This window comes from Bacteroides cellulosilyticus, from assembly GCF_020091405.1.
Classification (GTDB): Bacteria; Bacteroidota; Bacteroidia; order Bacteroidales; family Bacteroidaceae; genus Bacteroides.
Genome location: NZ_CP081903.1, coordinates 3,208,062 through 3,229,760, shown reverse-complemented (window position 1 = coordinate 3,229,760; position 21,699 = coordinate 3,208,062). Strand labels below are relative to the sequence as shown.

The window sequence follows — 21,699 nt, the reverse complement described above, 5'->3', positions numbered from 1 at the left end:
AATCAATCTATAGGATAAAGATTATTCTTAACCAAATCATAAAAAGCGGCAACTAACTCATCTCGTTGAGAATTGTTTCTGTTTAGGTAAATGGATACATATAATTGATAATCATCAGTTGTTGTTGCGGCGTCATATTTTATTATCCCCCCATCATTATATTTCAAAAACCATCTAGAAAATAGAATCTTTCTTTTTTCTTCTTTCCCATCTAAGTTATCGCAAACCATAATCATAGCTCTTTCTCTAACAGAAAAGAAAAGTTTTAAAAGATGTGCTATCGTTTGAGCTATTCGATTATCTATAGGATGAGGGTTATCTGTTTCCGGCTCTATGTTAAAAGTATAAACATCATTGAAAGCTGGATGATAAATAGAGAAATCTATAAAATAAGCATGGTAAACAATGCCATGCTTAGTTATAAAGGAATAGTTCCATTCACTTTCTTCTGTAACTTCATAAGGGAGTTGAGAACTTAATTCCACGTTCTTTAGCTAATTTTTTAACATCACCTCCCTCTTGAACACATTTGCGTATAGCTCTCTTATCTTCCAATATTCGTTGGAAGACAGATTTCTTCTTATGTTCTATACTTTTGCTCATAAAAGATATGATTAATAAACTTGCTACAAAGATACAGCTATTTTTTAGAAAATCAATAAGATTGAATCCTTATTTCCCCACTTGAGCTTTCAGATATAACTTTTTCACAAACTTCATATCATGCACCGCCATTATCTTCACCAACTCAGAAAAACTAGTTTTCGTCGGATTCCAACCAAGCAAAGTCTTCGCTTTAGTAGGATCACCTAATAACTGCTCAACCTCGCAAGGACGGAAATATTTAGGATCAACCTCAACAAGCACTTTACCCGTTTTTAAGTCAATACCTTTTTCATTAATACCCTCACCTTCCCAACGGAGTTCAATGCCAACCTCATGGAATGCCAAAGTGGCAAACTCGCGAACAGTATGCATCTCACCGGTAGCTATCACAAAATCTTCCGGCGTATCGTGTTGCAGAATCAACCACATACACTCTATATAATCCTTTGCATATCCCCAGTCACGACGGGCGTCCAAATTACCCAAATACAACTTATCTTGAAAACCTTGTGCAATACGGGCAGCAGCAAGAGTGATCTTACGGGTTACAAAAGTCTCTCCCCGACGTTCACTCTCATGATTGAACAAAATACCATTTACGGCAAACATACCGTAGCTCTCACGATAATTCTTCGTTATCCAAAAACCATACTGTTTAGCTACACCGTATGGACTACGAGGATAAAAAGAAGTGGTCTCTTTCTGAGGAACCTCTTGAACCTTACCGTAAAGTTCCGAGGTGGAAGCCTGATAAATCTTCGTCTTCTTCTCCAAACCCAAAATACGGACAGCTTCCAACATACGAAGCGTACCTACCGCATCAGCTTCAGCCGTGTATTCAGGTACATCAAAAGATACCTTCACATGGCTTTGTGCCGCAAGATTATAAATTTCGTCAGGTTGCACCTGCTGGATGATACGGATCAGTGAACTACTATCCGTCATATCTCCATAATGGAGATTGACCAATCGCTGTTGTTTCATGTCACGTACCCATTCATCCAGATAAAGATGCTCGATACGTCCTGTATTGAATGAAGAAGAACGACGAAGGATGCCGTGAACCTCATAACCTTTTTCAATTAAAAACTCGGCAAGGAAAGAACCGTCCTGGCCGGTGATACCTGTTAGTAATGCTACTTTTTTCATATTTCTATTTTAAACTTTTCAATTCCACGATAGGAGCGATTTCCCAATTTATGATTTCATCTGCCTGTTCCACATTATAAAACTCATAATGATCCAATAGCCGTTGAAACTTAGTAAATGCACCTTTTATACCAACATAACTTTTAAAACGTCTCATTGCAGGTAGTGTCTCTATTACAGGCTGATTTACATCAAAATCTCTCGGATGAAAATAAGTCATCATATAGTCACTATGCTTTCCCCAATGATTAATCAGCCAATAAGGAAATAACCGGAAGAAACCACCGCCGGAAAAAACAATATGTTTGCCCATTATCGGATGGATATTTATCGGAAACTCCTTGATAATTCTTCCATCACCTACATCAATCCGCTTAGGAACAGCCTCTCCATAACTTGGCATACCACCGTAATCATGAGGGGCTGGAAACATCGAACAATCATATTTGAATCCCATTTCCGCCAAACTATAAAGTGCCCATGTATTATTCTTAGTTATAGAAAAGCCTGGAGCACGAAAAGCATTCACTTTCTCTCCCGTCACATCTTCTATCAAACATTTCGCTTTCAGAGTATCCGCCTTAAACGTCTTCTCATCAAAACGGAAAGATAACTCATGCTGATAAGAATGGCAACCAATATGGTGCCCTTGCTTTTGAATGGAACAAATCACATCCGGATGTTTTTCAGCAATCCATCCAAGACAAAAGAATGTTCCTTTCTGGTTCCGTTTCTCCAATTCTTCGAGAATACGGTCTACGCCTTGGTATATGCGCACTTCATGTTTGTCCCAGTCGAAATCTCCCGAGATGAAGTCACAGTTATACCAGTCTTCGATGTCGAAGGTCAGTATATTCATTATTAAGTATGAAGGTTATCTGACATCATAATTGAGAAGCCCAAAATCCCAATTAGAAAAGTCTAAAATATCGTTATAAGAATTTTCTTGTGGTAATAGTAAATCGCAAGTTAATGGCAATAATTTAGGTTCAAACTTGCGAGGAATTTTAAAGAACAGAGTCTGGAAGAAACTAAAAGGGCCAACATACAAGATCAAATCGACATCATGACGTTTTAATATATGCGATACACCTTTATATAGGGAGCGGAAGGATAAAGTCCCATTTTCCCGGGAATAAATCAGATAGGCAGTTCTGACGCCTTCCTCGTCCATTATCCGATAGTAGTTCTTGACGCCCTCATTTTCTTCACAGCAATAATCGGCTCCAAACCGTTCTCTCAAGAAAAATTCTGATTCTATTATAGAATATTTATAACGCTTCTGGCATCTTCCCAATAAACATAGCACAGAAGATATTCCAAGCATCAGTGAACAATAAGCACGCGAGAAAAGATTTATAAAACCTGATTTATGAATAATATTCCCCGCACGAACAGGAACAGCCCAGTATCGAAGTGAACCGACATCTTTCCATTTCACCACATTCTTCCAATAGGGATATGCAGTAGCATTAGGAACAGCCATAACTGCAACGACAGACTTTTCCACTAAAAGTTTTGTCAATTTCTTGTACATACGACGAAGCATCAACGGATCGGTACGATAAGACTCAATAATGAAAACGTCCACAGCCAAGCCGTTCTTAAACTCAACGGAAGAATTCCTATAATGGTATGGGATAACAGAACAAGCACCTACTGCCTCCCCTGCATCATTCAATAACAAAGCATGATAAGAACAGCCATCCAATGTAGACAGATACTTATGCCTGAAATACTCTTTTGGATACCCTCTTTCAAAAACTTCATTAAAACTGGTGACATAACTGTCCCATTCCTGTTCCGTCCACTCTTTCGTCGTGCAAACCTTTATTTCCATAATCAAATAGTACCTGAATCGACATGAATGTTCTGAGCTGTAACGGATTCTGCCATGTCGGACAATAGGAATTTTATAGTCTCTGCCACAGAACGGGTGGTAGTAGGAATTTTCAAGGAAGTACGTTTATAAATACGGTTCTTCTGATCATCCGTCAGCGTAGCACTCATATCCGTCTCCATAAAACCTGCCACAAGTGCATTGGAACGGATGCCTTTCTCGCCCCATTCCCGGGCAGTATTCTTGGAGAAAGCCTCTAAAGCACCTTTGGAAGAAGCATACATGGCAAGGCCTTTATAGCCGGTATGGACACTGATCGAAGATAAATGCACAATACTCCCCTTGGTGTTATGCAACAAAAAATGACGGATAGCGTATTTCGTTATCATCATGGGAGCAAACACATTCACATTATACATATTCAACAACGGCTCATAATTCAAGTTGGTCACAATGTCGTCATAAGCGACAGCCGCATTATTGACAAAGCCATGCAAAGGAGTGTCAAAACCAATGAACTCTTTAAAGATAACCTTACGGATATCTTCCACATTGCCTAAATCATATCCAATCCACTTCAGGCGATCGGGATAAGTGGAGAGCAGTATCTCCAATTCAGGAGTCTTACTCCGGCTGACACCATACACGCAATAATGACCATCCGCCAGCAAAGACTTCACGATTTGGATGCCAAGCCCTCGTGAAACGCCTGTAACCAATATATTCTTTATCTCCATATTTCTTATTTTCTTGAAATTTTACCAGTCCTTGTGGTTTGCAGATTAGCAACGAACTTCACGAAACGCGGTATTTTAAATTCCTGTAGTTTATCCCGAAGAAACTCCCTGAGAAAAAGCTCGGTCATATCTTCAGAATTCCTCACGACCTCACAACAAACAATATTCCCCAAAATAGCATTTTTTTTCGCATAGACCGATACGTCCAAGACACCGGGGCAAAGCCGGATAACATCTTCCACCTCGGTAGGATTGACTTTATACCCTCCTACATTTATCATCTCATTTTTACGTGAGATAAAATGGAAAGTGAATGGAGAGTGACCGGTAACCTCAATCAAATCACCTGTAGCATACCAGTCACCTTCGATTTGCAGACCGGATGATTCCCCCATCAAAGATTTATGTAAAAAGAGTTCATGTTCCTCCACCTTTATCAAATGTTCCATTGCTTCCTTGATAGTGAATTCATTTCCCTTGGAAGCAAAAAGAGTACCGGCCTCAGTAGAAGCATAAACATTAGTTATCCTGGCGTTGGGAAACATTTCCCGCAATAAAGACAAAGCATGCTCATCAAACTTTTCACCACCGGAAGTTATTCTGGTTACCGAAGGGCAGACATCTTCTGCAGGCAATAATAAACGATAAAAAGTGGGAGTGGCAGAAATATTCGTTATACTGTTTTCCCGTATTTCATGAACGATAGTTTTCTTCTCCAATCCGAACAAGCGAATCATCGGATTCAGATTCAGTAGGGCTTGAAAAAAGACTTGCAAACCCGCCATGTGAGTAGGATTATAAGCAAAGCCCCAGACATCATTCTGATGTTTGTCACCGCTGCGTACAAAACGGGTAATAGATTCGAAGGTATGCGAAACTCGCTTTGGCAAACCTGTAGTGCCGGAAGTGAACAAAGTTATTCTCCACGAAGAAACATTTTGCCTTATGAAACCGGCCAGATTCTCTTCGGATATCCCGTGCGGAATATCAACCGATACCTCTTGATCCAATAAAGACAGAGTTCCTATCAATTTCTCAATTTCTACATCTGAAAAGTCCGAATCCAAAAGGACAATCTCTTTATCCACCAACAGGGATACTATGATACTCCTAAATATATCATAGAATGAATGACTTTTACAGAAAGGCTTAAAAAAATCTGTTTCTTTTATATCTTGTAATAGTTGGGAATAAGATACAGATAAAAGCTCTGTAGAATCCTTATAGAATAATTTACCACGCATCATTGTATCTTTGCCAGAATCTCTCCTATTGTAGTTACAACCCCGTCTTCAAAGATATCTACATCATACTCGGCTTCTATACGTACAGTTAATTCTGCAAGATCTAAAGAATCTAAACCTAAATCATCACGCAAGCTGGAACCGGCTGTAATACTATTAACTTTCGCCTTACCACGATTCATCAAAACAATATTAATAATGTTTTCTATCGTCTCTAATACATTCATATCTTTTTCAATTTTATACTTTACGTACGCATTTATATTCTTTCCATAATAATTGTGGATATATTTTCATCGTTGATACAATGCGCTTAAGTTGTTTACGAGGTTCTACTCCCAAACGATACAACCATTCAATATTCATTTGTTGCATCCATTTCGGAGCACGATGATAAGCACCTTGTCCTATATAAAAATTAAAAGCAGCACCAACAGCAATCAATATTGCCCCATTTATATAAGGCAATAATCTTGATGCAAATATCTCTTGCTTTGGAGCTCCCAAAGAAATCCAAACGATATCAATATTATTCAGATTTATCTTATCAGCTATTCCTTTATAATCAAACTCATCAACAGCTTTAAATGGAAGAGAATAATATAAACAAGAATCTAAATTAATTCCAGCTCCTTGCATTTTATCCTTCAATAGAGTAAGGTTCTCTGAGGTATTGCCAAGAAAAGCTTGTCGATATCCTCGTGATATAAAATCAAGCAATAAGTCTGGGCCAGTATAACGTTCCAATTTAAGATTATATATTTTACTACCGAAAGAAGCAATAGTCCCACCATCACAGATATTCAAAATAGAATCATTTATAACAGATAAATAAGAAGGATTTCTATTAGCTATAGAGACGATATTTGTGTCTACAGCACAAATATATCCCTTTTCTTTCCGTTTGATATGGCTTCTGATTTTTTGTTCTACCAACTCTTTATCAAATTCTATGGCGATCGAAAATATATGCATACTCACTTAGACCTGAATTTCCAATAATCAAAATATAATTTTGCATCTCTGTGTAACCAACCTATTGTTTCTTTTACATTCGATGTCAAATCATTATTATACAAGCCGAAAAGACGTATCGTTACATTAGTTGGGGCGTAATAATCCTCAAGCATATTCTTATAACGCACAGAGTACATTGGAAATTTAATGCCCATTTTTCTTAGAATATCTCCTATTATTGCTGCTGAACGCATAACAAAAGGAAATATATATCGTAATTTTTGTCCTTTTAATTGCAGCATCCACTCTGATAACCATATATTTGAATCAACAGGCAAATCACCTAGATAAAAGGTTTGCTTATTCACAATATCTGGCTTAGCATTCAATATTCCATTCAATTGATGAGTAAGATTCTTCACATAAGCATACGTTCTAATTACAGAGCGTTTAGTTGGATGTATATACCATCCCTTATCCATAAATTTCCATAATTGTTCAGGGTATCTCATATGCCATGGTCCCCAAACGTTAGTTGGACGGACAATAGTCCAACAACATTCTAATGGTGAATTACGAACAATTTCTTCTGTTTCTTTTTTACTTATGCCATAAGTAGTATGAGGAACATACTCCTCATCAGAACTAGGAAAAGGTTTTTTCAAACTTTTATAAACATATTGAGTAGAAGTAATAATACATCTTTCCAAATTAGGATGCTTAAGTATCTCATCTATAACATTCTTTGTACCAATCGTATTTTCTTTATAATCATCCAGATTATCACTAGCCGTATCTGTAACTGCTGCCAAATGAATAACAACTGAAGGAGAATACTTAGAGAATACGATAGATAAATCACTAAGATTCATTATATCTCCCTTAAACCAGTACTGCAAATGATCCTTTTTCGTTGGCTCATTTTTATCAAAATTTACGAACGAATACCCTAAAGCTATAAAAAGTTCTTGCAGATTGGTTCCAATAAACCCAGATCCACCAGTGATCAAAATCATACCATTAACCATGTTTTATATATAAATTAAAAAATATAGCTCTTGCAAGGAAATAAGCTAATATCATAACATATCCCCAATTAGCAAAACTTGTTACAATCAAAGAAAGCAGAACATAGACCAGCAAAAAGAAAGTATAATATCTCTGTACAAAAAGATATCTATCCTTATAATCTTTCAGATAAAATATTGATATAGATGACACGTTTACAATTTTGCCTTTTGCTAGCCTTACTAAAACAGCAGGGAGGGGGTATATTACAGATAAGAAAAATATCAAATTGATGCTAACTGAAGGAATAAATAATAAAACAGGAGAAACATATCGCATTAACATCAATAAGAAATGCAGAAATAGAGTAATATAACCTCGAACTTGATTATACAGAACATATATCCCCAACATTCCCCAACACATTAAAATTGAGTAAAAAGCTTTCGGCATTTCATAGTAAAGCACAAAAGATAGCAATAATGAAAAAGTTAAGCGAAAACAATAAATGAAATATTTGTTATTCTCATAATATTGCAGTTCGTTTTGAGAAAGACGTAAAGTTGGACTTATCTCTTCTTTTATAGTTTCTGTATCATTTTGAATATATCCTATCTCATATAAGGTATACAACAACAATATTAACACGAAAAACGGCACAAATGGGAAGAAACCTTTTTCAAACAAAATAATCAACAATATTGGGAACAAATATTGCGATATCCAGTTCAACACACCTATAAGATTAGAATCCATTCTCGTACTATAAGTATAAAAAAATGGAATGTAAAATTTCAATCCACACATATAAAACGCACATTTGTTAATTCATTTTCCGCAGCAACTTGCTGCCAAAAAGAGATTCGTTTCTTGCTTGACACAACTATTGTAAATTTAGACGATTTAAATAAGGGTAAATCCCAATAATCATCAGATATTGTAGCTTCATAAGTTTCCCCAAAGCCTTTTTCTAATAATGCATCTTTCTTCTTACCTAGTAAATCTTTCTTGAGTTTACCTGTGCAAACGCCATAATTATCATATTCCATATCAGAAGAAATATAATTTGATATATTGAGAGATTTAGCTATTATACTTGCAATTGGATCAATTGTTGCTGACGCTAATACCAAACTCCAATTTGGAGTACTCAATAAATAATCGATTACTTCTTTATTCTCTCTTTGCTTCAAATAATTACAGAAAAAATCCTGCGCATAGAGTAATAATAAATCTTTTGAATACCCTTTCAAATAGGTTAAGAAATATATTCTTTTGAAATCTTTTTGCAATAAAACGAACAACAAAGAATTTAGCTTTCTTAAAAAGAAACACCTAGATACTTTACGCCAAAATTTATATTTTTTATTTTCATAAAATATCCTATCTAAAAAGTCAAATGTCGTATTGGATTTATATAGTGTACCGCAAATATCAACAATAACTCGCTCCATTTAATATCTACGTTTCAATATTACCTTCATTATCATATAAATATAAAAAGCCACACAATAAGTAATCCCAAAATTATTTTTAATTACCCTTAAGCATTCTTTCCTTCGCCCTTTCGATTTAGCAGAAATTCCATCTTCCATATGAATAGCAACAATAGGATTTACACAACAAATGACTTTCCTATGCTCTATATACAGATTCTGATTCAAGTTAAAATCCGAAAATATTTTATATGAAGTATTATATGAAACAAGTTCTTTCCTATAAAATGTACCTTGATGATGTAATGATGTCCTAAACTTCACTCGCCAATCAAAAAGAGGCTTGTATATCATCTCACCGGCATTTATGGAAACGGGAAAAGATAATATATCGACTTGATTATATGCAGCATTTATCAATCGTTCCAAAGGCAATGCTAATAGAATATCTCCACTATTCAAATGCAATATATAATGCCCATTAGCCTTACTAACGCCTTTATTCATCGCATCATAGATACCAAAATCTTTTTCACTAACACTATAAGCTAAATAAGATTCATATTTTTTTAAAAGTAATTCTGTACCATCCTTACTGCCACCATCTATTATGATATATTCCACTGCATTTGTCAAGAAAGGAATTACAGACTTGATTGTCTCCTCTATCCGTATGTCATTATATACTACGGTTATTATTGTTACAATTTTCCGATTATCAAACAAGTACATATTTTTTTTCATATAAAATCACACAATAGCAAAAGAAAAGAAAAAGGAAACCATTATTTATCTGAACTAGAAAATCGCCTTTCACATTTGCTATCAAAACTATCCCCATGAATAAATATGGAAAACAGCGATAATTTTTAGTCAGTGTTCCTCTTTTCAATAGCCTCACGAACATAAATACTATAAGTCCTATTAATAACATAAGAAATATAATCCCACCATAATATAATTGTATCACATAACCTACATCTGAATTATTACCTACAACTCGCCCAAACAAATTTATTCCTGACCCCATAAGCCAGTGAATGTAATCAGCAGGATAAACCACCATTGTACCCCCCAATGTTTCAAAATGATTTTCACCTAATGTATCAAAATTTGTCCCCAATAATGGATTAGTTATTTGACCTATTCCAGCCAATAACCATTTAAAGACAAACCCTAATAAACTATCATCATAATATGAAGCCAACCACGAAACTCCCCATATAAAGAGAATTAAAATTATTACTATATAAAAGAAAAGCTTCACTTTATGGAGCATTTTATATATTACCCATATCATTAAAGGAAGAAATCCTATTCTCGCATTTATCAAGACGACAAAGTTAAACAAGAAGAAAAAGAGAAAAACAATAGCCTTGTTCTCAATTCTTGAAATTGAAAAAATAGTAATAACTGATAATATAATTGGAAAATAAAAAAACAATCCATTAGAAAAGCCAAAGCCTCTATATGATATTTCACTAATTTTGTTATCTTCTTTAAATTGTATATTTCTTATAATATCATTGATTTCTGGAAAAATAAAGCAGATACAACTTATAGCAACAGCCACAAATCCACTAATGATAACTAACCGAAAGATTTTATTACTATTGCGACCACTATACCCTAATATTAAAATTAGTGATGGAGTTAAAAACACCCCTAAAGACAGGTTGATACACCCCTTTAGCATATCGATATTCCCTTTTGCAAAAAGAGACAACAGAATAGAATAAGCCAAAAGCAGAACAACCAATGAATTTTCCACTATGGTATTCTTCAACAATTTCAAATAAGCAGAATGTCTACAAAATGCATTAACTATCAAAATTGGATAAACCAATCTCACCAACAGGCTTCCAAGAGAAGCAACATTAGGATTAAAAAAGAATATATATAAGAGGCATACCAAAAAGAATGTTTTCAAAATATCAATGGTTATTATTTACTTATTCGATAATTATTTGTTTTTATAATTAAAGCCTTTCTGACACTAAGAGGAAATAAACACATGAGATCCATAAAACAAACCTTAAAAACAACTCTTTTATTTTGTCGTAAGAAATAAGATAAATTCAAAGTCGGCCAACGCATCATATTCTCAATCACATTTTTCTTTTGCATATAATCTATCTTATCTGAAATATCAATCATACCAATCCTTATCAAGGCTATATTAACAGTTTCATACAGCATGAAGTTTCTTATTTTACGATTAGCTATTTTCTGAATAAGTTCTAATTTTCTCAAGAAAATATCTTCATATATAAGAGCTGTTTTTAGAGGAATATTTTTCTTCATTAAGTTATTAGTAATAGAGTTTCCATTTATCATATAATTATACGTCTGATCTGGCACACATAAACAAGAGCTAGCTGAACATAGACACCTAAATGTAAAAAAATCATCTTCAACATAAGAATGAATACAACGTAAATTATTACCACGCAAAAATTCTAATGAAAAAAGTTTATTCCACATATAAACTGGAACCGAATTATGCATAATAAAGACGTTCTCCAGAATTGAATCATTACTCTTCCAATGCATTATGCTACTATATCCAATTTTCTCCCTTTTTCCATCGCTTAATATAACAGATGCCGAAGATGCAATAAAATCAACTCTATACGACTCCATATATCTCATAAGTAGAGAAATACAATCAAAAGAGATTTCATCATCACTATCCATGAAATAAAGGAATTCTCCTGTTGCATAATCAATACTAGTATTTCTCACACTTCCTAATCCTAAATTTTGTTTATGAGATATAAAGCGAATTTGATTCTTTCTTTCATGTTTAGAAACAACTTCATAAATAATAGACATACTATCGTCAGTTCCTTTATCATCAATGATCAAAAACTCAAGATTAGAGTAAGTTTGATTTAGAGCTGACAACAAAGACTTTTCCACTCTGTCACACACATTATATACCGGGAAAGAAATAGAGACCTTATACATATTAGTCTATAAATAAAAAACTACATTAACCTCTTTAGGTGATTTTTTTTAAGCATCCGCCAATTCCTTGAAACTGTAAGCAATCATTGTATAGCTACTCATTTTTATAGTTGTAGTCCATATCTATCATCTAAAAAAATATTCTTTTCATTAAGATTCAAAGGGGAAGATATCAAAGTGGTTTATCACTAATTTTGTTATTATAATAGATATTAATTTTAGAAAGTAACCACAGGATAACTTCTCTTCCTAACTCAACCCTTATAATTAATTTAAATATCCTAGAAAAAAAATCACTAGATAAAAGCTTTAAAAAAAAATCACAATTCTCTCTTACGTCTTTGAAATATTTTACAAAAGCATCATAATCTTCAACATTAGTATTCCAATAATGAATCATGCTCTTTGTCATCAAAGCATTCATTGTTTTGTGATAAATATATGGATTTAACGTTTTATATTCTTGTAGTGAAAAAATATAATCATGTAAGAATTGCTTTATGCTCCAATAACAATTTATTTGTTTTTTACGAATAATATCTTTATCCAAATAAAAATCCTGCCTATAATATGCATCTGGAATAGAATCTGGAAATAGTTTATAATTGGGGACATTTAGGAAAGCTCTTAAATGCAATTCTGGATCTTGAAGACGCGAATAATTCACATTAAAGCCTCCTATTTTCACAATAAAATCTTTTCTCCATAAAGGAGCACTGGTTTGCCAAACCCAATCTAAAGCAAAGTAATGAAACAAAACATTATCTACATTTAAATTAGAATATAGTTTTGCTTTTTTTTTATCCCCCAAAAAAGAATACATATTAAACACCCCCAAATCTAAGGAGGTATTACTTATCTTTTTTACTCTTTGCTCCAAACAATAGGGAGCAAGTAAATCATCTGCATCCAAAAAGAGTAAAAAAGTGCCTTTTGCATATTCAATACCTAAATTTCGACATACATTTCCTCCTTTTTTTTCTACATTTCTTCGATAAAAATGAAAGCGGGAGTCATTTTGAATATATTCTTCTATAATCTGAACAGTCAAATCCTCTGAACCATCATCAACTATCACAGCTTCCCAATTCAAATAATGCTGATTTCTTACAGATTCTAGCGTTTTTATAACATATTTCTCAGAATTATATGTCGGTATAATTACTGTAACAAGAGGCAAAACAATATTTTCATTCATATTCCCATTCATTGTATCCAATCCGAGTATATCTCAAACCTTCCATCATTAAATCAGTTTTTTCATAAATATTACGTCCATCAACTACTACATTTCCTCTCATGGCCTTTTTCACAACTTTCCAGCTAGGGATTCTAAACAGCTTCCACTCCGTAATCATTGCAAGAGCATCCGCATCAATCACCGCCTCATACATATCCTCACAGTATACGACAACATCACCAATTCTCCGCTTACATTCATCCATTGCCGCCGGATCATAAACATTCACCTTTGCACCTGCTTTTATCAACTTATCTATGATAACCAAAGCCGGTGCTTCACGCATATCATCCGTTTCCGGTTTGAAAGACAACCCCCATAAGGCAATTGTTTTACCTTTCAAATTACCATCAAAAATCTTGAAGAGTTTCTCAAACACAACATTCTTCTGATACTCATTCACTTCTTCCACCGCTTCAATCACTTTCATGTCATAACCATACTCTTTCCCTGTATGAATCAACGCTTTCACATCTTTCGGAAAACAACTTCCTCCATATCCACAACCCGGATAAAGAAATTTTGTCCCAATACGTGCATCCGCGCCAATTCCCCGACGAACCATATCCACATCGGCTCCGACAAGTTCACAAAGATTAGCGATATCATTCATAAAACTAATTCGAGTAGCAAGCATAGAGTTAGCAGCATATTTAGTCATCTCCGCAGAAGGAATATCCATAAAAAGAATACGGTAATTATTAAGGACGAAAGGCTTATAAAGTTTATTCATTATCTCTTTAGCACGCTCAGTCTCCACTCCGATGACTACACGATCTGGACTCATAAAATCTTTCAGAGCAGCACCCTCTTTCAAAAATTCAGGATTAGAAGCTACATCAAATTCAATATATAAATTTCTTCTCCGCAATTCCTCTTTGATTACAGCTTTTATTTTCATTGCTGTACCTACCGGCACAGTGCTTTTAGTAACTAATACCGTATACTTTTTTATATTCTGTCCAAAGGTACGGGCTACATCAAGCACATACTTCAAATCAGCACTACCATCTTCGTCAGGTGGAGTACCTACAGCACTAAAAACTATTTCTACATTATCTATACATGAAGTTAAATCAGTAGCAAATTTTAAACGCCCCGCTTCTACATTACGCTTCACCATACTATCTAGCCCTGGTTCATATATAGGAATCTCGCTTGACTGAAGTTTCAATATCTTTCCTTCATCAATATCTATACAAGTGACATCCGCTCCCATTTCTGCGAAACATGTACCCGATACTAATCCTACATAGCCTGTACCTACAATTGCAATATTCATAAAAACATTTTTATTATTGGATTAATTTATATGCTCCAAACACATTTCCACATATCTTGTGTTTGTGACTGAATTTCGGGAAGTTGCAGTCGCAGATGTTCACGTATTTCCTGACTTTTGTTAGTAGATAGAAATTCACTAACTTTATCAATACATGAAACTAAATTTGTTACATCAAGAATACAATCAGTCATTCCATAACCTTTAAAAAGTTCTGCATACTTATGACTCCAGCTTGTCGCTAAACATGGCACACAGGAATTCAAAGCAGATGCAGCTCCATGGAATCGGGAAGTTATGCATAATATAGACGTAGCAATAAGTCCCTTTACCTCTAATGCATTCAAACCAGTCACAACTTCTATACGGTTACACAGTTTATCCCTACACATATAAGCCAATTCTTCATCTTCCCTACCTTCATGATTCAGCAAATAAACTTTATGTCCGTCAGAAATAGCTTTATCAATCACCTTATTTAATATCTCAAGATAATTTTCCAGAGATATTACTCCTTTATCAATCATACGAAGATTAGGAATTATGCAAACACCATTTTTTAGATGATCATACCTCTTCGGGCATTGCCCATACACTATAGAAGTAAAGTCTAAAAATAAACGAACTTTTTTCATATTCACATTACATTGTTGTAAATATCCCAAAGACACTTCCTCACGAGGCATAATTATATCAGCATACTGATTTAAAAGAGCTAATTCCTTTTTTGTGTTAGGTAAATTGGCCGGACCAAAAGCTTGAGGTAAAAAGATAATTTTAGTTCCTTGTTTGTGGTATCCCATAAGTTGCTTCTCCCAAACTTTCACAATATAATCTGTCGGTTTCCACTGATCAGAAAAGGCAAAACCACTTGCATCAATAAAATAGTCAGCATCATTAACCGCACTGGAATCATCAATAAAATAATAAGGCAAATGAAGTCTTCGCAAAATTCCCGGAATATGAAGTTTCCTCGCAGCTTTCTTTATTTTCGCAAAAGGTTTGTTCCGTAGCTTCAGATTTGTATGAATATAACTTAATCCCTGTCCGATCGCATATATAGGTACATATACCCATGCGTCAGGATACTTACGTTCTATCTCTTGCAGAATAGCATATAGCATTAATTCAGCTCCTTTATTGTTTGTTTCTATTCCAGACAACACTATTTTCATATAACCCTAATCTTTTTTTATTAAAACTTAAATCTTACATCCTCTTTGTTTATTTTTATCTTACCTTTATATCACTTTTCATAAATCCGCTATCTTCTCTCTATGAACTTTACCTTGACATAAGATAATTTTCATCAACTGATTGATTATATTGCTGAATAAAGGCAAACAACAAATTGTAGGAACTATTATTAGTGCAATTTTTTCAAACCATGTTGCTTCTCCAAATGAGGGAAATACTAAATAAATGAAAGGAAGAACGACAAGTGCATGCAGAAGATAAACATTCATAGTATTACTCCCATATTTTGTATAAAAAGTCTCCTTATTAGGGCATATTTTCATTACACAGAAACCTGTTATCACAATCGTTACCTGTAAAGCAATACGCACAAATAAACCTTTTATACTCAAACCAAATCCATTTGTAAATCCTGTAGCATAAGTAACACCAGGATATCTTTCTATAACAAAGGCCCAAAACAGAAAAAGTACTATAAATACCAAATACCCTCTCCAATTTAACTTTGTAAATATTGCATCTTTAATAATACTAAATCTATTTTCATGGGCGACAAAATACCCTAAAAGAAAATATGGCAAAAAACAGAATATTCTAGAAAGAGAGTAGTCATTACCAATAAATGGAATAAAGCCAACCAGCCAAGACAGTAAGAAGCTAAGTAATAGCACATACTTAATTCTCAATAAATAAGGTAAAAGTACACGATATATAAACAATGCCAATAAATACCACATTGCAAAACCTGGTTGTTTCCAAGAAAATACATAATTTGGAGTAACCAGTATCTGAAGTATATCATTCACCACAGTAAACAAAAGACACGGATACAGTAGATATTTTACATTCTTCCAAAACGCTTGTTCTTTTTTCGTCAAATAACCTGATATAAAAGTAAAAAGAGGCATAGTGAAACATCTACAAATAAAACGAATATATTCTATACTATCATCACCATAAGAATTCAATAATGTATGTCCTATAATCACCAACAACATCAAAATAACTTTAACATTATCAAGGTTATAAATTCTTTTCTCCATCATCAAAAAAAATATCAGTAAAACTTCAAATTATTGTCAATTTTTAAAAGTTTTTCTCACCTGCTCAATGGCTTTCTCTCCCAATGTTTGCTTAACCGCATTTTTTAACGCTTTCTTTATGACCATAGAGCCATCACTTTCAATGCTCCTGACTATTTTCAAAGCTTTTTTTTCCTCTTCTGTATTCGTAAAGACCTCAAACAAGATAGGTTTATCAGTAATTTCCGAAGTTAAGTAACGAGAAACAACTTGTTCAAATTCCTCCTTTGTTGATGCACACAAGTATTCATATCCTAAATCTTGAGCATAATGTTTTATAAGCTCTGGAGACTGATTACCATAATGACCAGCTGCAGCAATAAATGCATCTGCCGCTTCCTCAAACTGCGCAGCTTGATGATTGTAATTTCTAAATTCAACTCCCTTTCCATTATTGATAAGAAGTATTCGTAAATTAGCCCCCACATGACGGTTACCTACTACATTCATGTCATAGAAAAAAGCCAAATCACCAAATAATCCAAAATAGAGTTTATCTTTATGGACCAAAGATGCACCTACCAAAGTAGAAAGGCAACCATCAATGCCAAAGCCACCGACATTGGAGTATGAAAGTACAGAATCTGGTATTTCAAAAAAATTCCATGATCGTAATGTATTCAAAATTCCCAAATGTAACACTGAATTCTCAGGCAATCGAGGAGCCAGCTGCTTGGCTACCCAAATATTCGAAAAAGGTATTTCAGGCATTTTATTTAGCATCCGCCCATATTCTTCCTTATAACTTGTCAGAAAACTATCTGACATAGGCGTATCCCACTTTATATAATGTTCAAAAAAGCTAGATTCCGACATATCAAAGACATGGGTTAATTGATGAAAAGTATCACGAATTTCTCCATCTTCGTTCACGCGCCAAACCTCTTTCACATATAAGCAATTTAAGCCAGAATATTCGCCAGAAATTTCACCTATATGAATAAGCAAATCAAACTGAGATAATTTAGGGATATAATTATCTTGAGATAGTGGTAAAGAAAAAAGTACTCTATATTTACCCTTATAATTACTCGTATGATCACATAAAGCCACAGCATTATTGGAAGCACAGAATCTATCAAGCCGCTCGCTTTCCTCATCCGTCCAGCGATTGTGAGAACCTATAAACAGTCCTATTCTGCCACTAGGTATCTCAGGAAATTGATCATATACTGTAATGCATTTAATAATGCGAGCCTTCGGAAGCTCCTTGACAGAAAAGTCATCACTATGAGTCGTTTCCAAATTTATATGAATAGGGCCTCCTCCATTCTGCTTCAGAGTGCTCAAAGCTTGATTTATCTTAATCATACAATCCCATTCATCATCTTCGTCTTTTACAATACCAGCCAAGACACTACGCTTTACAACATCACTAGGGGGAGATGTTCTATCCGTTACCTGTGCTACCAATTGAGCTATCATGGATGAACTTTTAGAGGAAGTTATTGCTATTAAAGGCAATTTTCTGTAGAATGCCTCCGTCAATCCAGGCATATAATTTCGAGAGGCAGTAGCACCAGTACATGATAAAACAACCGGTTCCCCAGATTCTGCCGCCAGTCCACAAGCAATATAAGCTGCTGAACGTTCATCAGCCGCAGAATACATCTCAAAAAAAGAATCATTCTGCATACTAGCAACAACTGTAATATTGGTTGCACCGGGAGAGGCAACTACCTTTTTAATACCATTAGCTTTCAATAAAAATAATACTATTTGAACATTGCGTTCATCCGTATAAAAGTTACCCATATTTATATTGCAAATTAAAATTTATAATCCATATCATCAAACGTTATTATTCCAGCTCCTCCTGTCATATAAACAATGTCACCAACTACAGTTCTTCCCATGCCACTAGTCAGTACAACGGCCATATTTGCTATTTCCTCCGGCATTGCATATCTTCCTAAAGGATTACTTGTGTGTCCGATTTCTTCACTACCATCTTTCATGAGCATTGGAGTTGCCGTAGGCCCCGGAGCCAATCCATTTACTACTATATCATAAGGAATAAGAGATTTTGCCAATCCAAGAGTTAATCCTCTCACACCCCATTTAGACAACGTATAGGCAGAGGCCGCAGGGCGAAGACCCGATGAAGAAATTATATTCAAAATATTACCAGTAATTTTATTTTCTTTCATATATTTTCCGACAAGTCGTGAAAGAAAGAATACTGCTTTCAAGTTTGTATCAAGTATCATATCATAGTCAGCCTCAGTAACAGTAGCAATGTGCCCTCCCCGTATGCCTGCATTATTAATTAAAATATCAACATTTCGTCCATCCAAAAGAGACAATATTTTTTGAAAGCATGTTTCAAAACCAGCTACATCTGTATTATCCATTACAACACCAAATATTCTATTCTGAAAATCCTTATTCTGTAATAGTTTATTACAACTATCCTGAATTCGGTTTTCATTCCTCCCTGTAATCACAACGCTTGCACCACTTTTTAGAAAAGCATTAGCTATCGCAAAACCAATTCCACTCGTACCTCCTGTTAATAATGCAACTCGGCCCTTCAATAGTTCATTGGGAGCAATTTGAACGATAGATGTTGTGACTTTTTTGACTGGTACACCTTTTACAATATAAATTACAGCCCTTTTCAAACACTCTTTTACAGACATGACTATACTTTATTAAATTTCAACATTATATTTTTGAATTTAGAAATAAAATAAGCCCTTTCATCTTGTTCTAAACCCAATAAGCTGATTGACCCACAAGTAGATAAAAAGCTAACAGCAAATACAATACACAAACGTAAAATAGAAGAATTCATACTATATATTATTCCACAAGGAATTATAAAAGCTACTATTGAGGTAAATACAAGCCTACATATCACCTGCCTGATAAATGGCATTACGGGAAAATCAAGTAACCCCTTAAGTATGTGTAAACGAACAAATATAAGTAGCATATAAATAGCAATATAAATTACATAAGTTATAACAGCTGGATATCCTAATTTAAATGCCATCCATGTCAATGGAAATACAAGACAGCCAACCATAGTTACCCATAATTGATATTTTTTTATCTTCCCTGTAGCAGACGCTGCAGTCATCATGGAATTACCTAATAATGTTGCTAATGAACCAAACATTGCCAGTCTCATGAAGACCGGTGTATACTCAGGAACAACCTTTAACCACATAGTAAGAATTGCCTCTGTCTCCAACACAAACGGCACAACGAACACAAACAATAGAAAATAAGAATATTTAGCTCCGCGACAAACTAACATAAACATATATTTCCGATCACCAGATGCATAAGATTTTGTTATTTGAGGATTTATGGCTATAGTAAAGTTGTTTACAAATTGCATGACAGCTGCATTTAATTGTGTAGCTATTCCACGTGCGGCATTAACTGTTACTCCAAAGAATAAATTAATTAAAATATTAACTCCTTGTGTATTGAATATATAGGCACAGTTTCCAAAAAAGCTCCAACCTGCGAAGCTTGTCATTTCCCTTATGATTAATTTATCATAAACATATCTATAATTGCATTCATAGAAATGGCGTTTACAATAAATACCGTAAGTAATTCGAATGACAACAGCCACTATAACAAGTAATACGGCATAGGTAGACAGCTTATCAAAAGGTGATGACAACAGTGCATACACAACTGCAAGTTTTAACACAGCCTCCAGAATGCTGACATAAGCAAAAGCTTTCATATGCTCATGTGCTATAATGCAAGCATTGTAGGGAATACTAATCAAATTAACAACAAACGTAAGAAGAGAACAATGCAATACCCAGTTAGCTGCCACAAGACGATCAGAAGGTATATTCATCTCATAATTGAGAAACCAAGTTCCCACACTCTCACCAACAATAAAAACGACCAAAGATATAGCAATTTGAATATTGATACTTGTCGAGAATACACTTTTCAGCCTTTCAATATTACCACACCCTAACTCAAAAGTTATAAATCTACTAATAGCCGATGATAGCGAACCTGAAATAACAGAAAACATAGCGACAACACCACCCACCACATTATAAATACCATAATTCTCCACTCCTAGTACATTTAAGACTACACGGCTCGTATAAAGAGTAATAGCCATAATCATAAAAGTACGAATATAAAGAAGTAAGGTATTTTTCGCTATACGCTTACTGTTTTGCAACATATAAAGGTAGCATCCTATTTTGACGTGCCCCATAGTGAAAGCCGCATTTAAGCGGTTTCCTTATAAGATTTGTCAAAAGAAGGATTATTTTTTAATGTTTATTATTGATTATCCCGATGGTTATCGGCAATAAATTACCATAATCGGTACGACCAAATTTATGGATTTTCATATACATCATTTTTGGACGCTAACCTTTCACAGAAGCGTTCTCCGAGGCTGTAGCAGTGAACAAAAGCTAATTAATCCAGCAACTGAGCTAAATTATAATACAGCAAATAAGTTTCCTGCGTATCATCAGCAGCCGTTACTTTGTCTAAAAATAAAAAGTTATTTTTCAAATAGAAAGAGAGAGCAGATTTTAATGCATCAACAGTAACAAAGGAGCATCCTGTTCGATTATTAGTAATAAACATTTCCTTTATAAAATCCAAAATATCTGTTCCAATTTGAGTATGTTGATATTTCAAAGAGACACCTAAGCGTCCTATTTTTACAGCAGGATAATCACTCCTGTGTTTTCGATGTGGGAATAGAGCCTTTATTTTTCTCCAAGTCGCCTTATCGCTATCAGGAATAGCAATTTTATCATTAGAAACAGAAAAATAGGCAACAATATCTTCATCCGTTTCCAATATATACGTCACAGAAAGTAAGCGCTTATCATATTCTTTCGCATCTTGAAGTAGAAAATCATTTAAATCCTGATTTCCACAATCAAAGGCTTTAAAAATGTAATCTTGCGATAGCCTAATGACACGAGTACCTTCTTTCATA

General features: G+C 34.4%; 22 protein-coding genes. All 22 read right to left on the bottom strand.

Going from position 1 to position 21,699, the window contains the following annotated elements:
* Positions 1-2: 2 nt before the first annotated feature.
* The gene (locus tag K6V21_RS11600) at positions 3-485 is read right to left on the bottom strand and encodes a DUF6169 family protein (RefSeq protein ID WP_224321864.1); all 483 of its coding nucleotides are present in this window, start codon (positions 483-485) and stop codon (positions 3-5) included.
* Between the two features lie 187 nt (positions 486-672).
* Complete coding sequence (gene gmd / locus K6V21_RS11595; protein WP_224321863.1) at positions 673-1,755, bottom strand: GDP-mannose 4,6-dehydratase; 1,083 nt, start codon at positions 1,753-1,755, stop codon at positions 673-675.
* A gap of 4 nt (positions 1,756-1,759) precedes the next feature.
* Positions 1,760-2,614, bottom strand: a complete 855-nt coding sequence (locus tag K6V21_RS11590; protein ID WP_224321862.1) for a polysaccharide deacetylase family protein — start codon at positions 2,612-2,614, stop codon at positions 1,760-1,762.
* 15 nt (positions 2,615-2,629) lie between these two features.
* Positions 2,630-3,595 (bottom strand): hypothetical protein, encoded by a 966-nt coding sequence (locus K6V21_RS11585; RefSeq protein WP_224321861.1) that lies wholly within the window; start codon positions 3,593-3,595, stop codon positions 2,630-2,632.
* Between the two features lie 2 nt (positions 3,596-3,597).
* Complete coding sequence (locus tag K6V21_RS11580) at positions 3,598-4,332, bottom strand: SDR family NAD(P)-dependent oxidoreductase (RefSeq protein WP_224321860.1); 735 nt, start codon at positions 4,330-4,332, stop codon at positions 3,598-3,600.
* Positions 4,333-4,337: 5 nt separating this feature from the next.
* A complete protein-coding gene (locus tag K6V21_RS11575) occupies positions 4,338-5,420 on the bottom strand; it encodes an ANL family adenylate-forming protein (protein WP_224321859.1) in 1,083 nt (360 codons plus the stop codon).
* 155 nt (positions 5,421-5,575) lie between these two features.
* Positions 5,576-5,803, bottom strand: coding sequence for a phosphopantetheine-binding protein (locus tag K6V21_RS11570; RefSeq protein WP_408912827.1), 228 nt, complete (start codon positions 5,801-5,803; stop codon positions 5,576-5,578).
* 13 nt (positions 5,804-5,816) lie between these two features.
* Positions 5,817-6,551, bottom strand: coding sequence for a WecB/TagA/CpsF family glycosyltransferase (locus K6V21_RS11565; RefSeq protein ID WP_224322030.1), 735 nt, complete (start codon positions 6,549-6,551; stop codon positions 5,817-5,819).
* 2 nt (positions 6,552-6,553) lie between these two features.
* Positions 6,554-7,549, bottom strand: coding sequence for an NAD-dependent epimerase/dehydratase family protein (locus K6V21_RS11560; RefSeq protein ID WP_224321858.1), 996 nt, complete (start codon positions 7,547-7,549; stop codon positions 6,554-6,556).
* A gap of 4 nt (positions 7,550-7,553) precedes the next feature.
* The gene (locus K6V21_RS11555) at positions 7,554-8,297 is read right to left on the bottom strand and encodes a hypothetical protein (RefSeq protein ID WP_224321857.1); all 744 of its coding nucleotides are present in this window, start codon (positions 8,295-8,297) and stop codon (positions 7,554-7,556) included.
* Positions 8,298-8,335: 38 nt separating this feature from the next.
* Positions 8,336-8,995: a haloacid dehalogenase-like hydrolase gene (locus tag K6V21_RS11550; RefSeq protein ID WP_224321856.1), complete on the bottom strand. Its 660-nt coding sequence runs from the start codon at positions 8,993-8,995 to the stop codon at positions 8,336-8,338.
* Entirely contained in the window at positions 8,996-9,721 is a 726-nt protein-coding gene (locus tag K6V21_RS11545) for a glycosyltransferase (protein WP_224321855.1), read from the bottom strand.
* Positions 9,696-10,907 carry a hypothetical protein gene (locus K6V21_RS11540; protein WP_224321854.1) on the bottom strand — a complete coding sequence of 404 codons (1,212 nt, stop codon included), beginning with the start codon at positions 10,905-10,907 and terminating at the stop codon, positions 9,696-9,698. The genes K6V21_RS11545 and K6V21_RS11540 overlap by 26 nt, the downstream gene beginning before the upstream one ends.
* 14 nt (positions 10,908-10,921) lie before the next feature.
* Positions 10,922-11,947 carry a glycosyltransferase family 2 protein gene (locus tag K6V21_RS11535; protein WP_224321853.1) on the bottom strand — a complete coding sequence of 342 codons (1,026 nt, stop codon included), beginning with the start codon at positions 11,945-11,947 and terminating at the stop codon, positions 10,922-10,924.
* A 172-nt stretch (positions 11,948-12,119) separates the two neighbouring features.
* Positions 12,120-13,145, bottom strand: a complete 1,026-nt coding sequence (locus K6V21_RS11530) for a glycosyltransferase family 2 protein (protein ID WP_224321852.1) — start codon at positions 13,143-13,145, stop codon at positions 12,120-12,122.
* On the bottom strand, positions 13,138-14,469 hold the full coding sequence (locus tag K6V21_RS11525; RefSeq protein ID WP_224321851.1) for a UDP-glucose dehydrogenase family protein: 1,332 nt from the start codon (positions 14,467-14,469) through the stop codon (positions 13,138-13,140). The genes K6V21_RS11530 and K6V21_RS11525 overlap by 8 nt, the downstream gene beginning before the upstream one ends.
* A 26-nt stretch (positions 14,470-14,495) precedes the next feature.
* A complete protein-coding gene (locus tag K6V21_RS11520; RefSeq protein ID WP_224321850.1) occupies positions 14,496-15,644 on the bottom strand; it encodes a polysaccharide pyruvyl transferase family protein in 1,149 nt (382 codons plus the stop codon).
* 78 nt (positions 15,645-15,722) lie between these two features.
* A complete protein-coding gene (locus tag K6V21_RS11515; protein ID WP_224321849.1) occupies positions 15,723-16,712 on the bottom strand; it encodes an acyltransferase family protein in 990 nt (329 codons plus the stop codon).
* Between the two features lie 33 nt (positions 16,713-16,745).
* Positions 16,746-18,503 carry a thiamine pyrophosphate-binding protein gene (locus K6V21_RS11510; RefSeq protein ID WP_224321848.1) on the bottom strand — a complete coding sequence of 586 codons (1,758 nt, stop codon included), beginning with the start codon at positions 18,501-18,503 and terminating at the stop codon, positions 16,746-16,748.
* 14 nt (positions 18,504-18,517) lie between these two features.
* The gene (locus tag K6V21_RS11505) at positions 18,518-19,390 is read right to left on the bottom strand and encodes an SDR family NAD(P)-dependent oxidoreductase (protein ID WP_224321847.1); all 873 of its coding nucleotides are present in this window, start codon (positions 19,388-19,390) and stop codon (positions 18,518-18,520) included.
* A 2-nt stretch (positions 19,391-19,392) separates the two neighbouring features.
* Positions 19,393-20,856 carry a lipopolysaccharide biosynthesis protein gene (locus K6V21_RS11500; RefSeq protein ID WP_408912824.1) on the bottom strand — a complete coding sequence of 488 codons (1,464 nt, stop codon included), beginning with the start codon at positions 20,854-20,856 and terminating at the stop codon, positions 19,393-19,395.
* Positions 20,857-21,164: 308 nt separating this feature from the next.
* On the bottom strand, positions 21,165-21,698 hold the full coding sequence (locus K6V21_RS11495; protein ID WP_224321846.1) for a GNAT family N-acetyltransferase: 534 nt from the start codon (positions 21,696-21,698) through the stop codon (positions 21,165-21,167).
* Position 21,699: the final 1 nt, after the last annotated feature.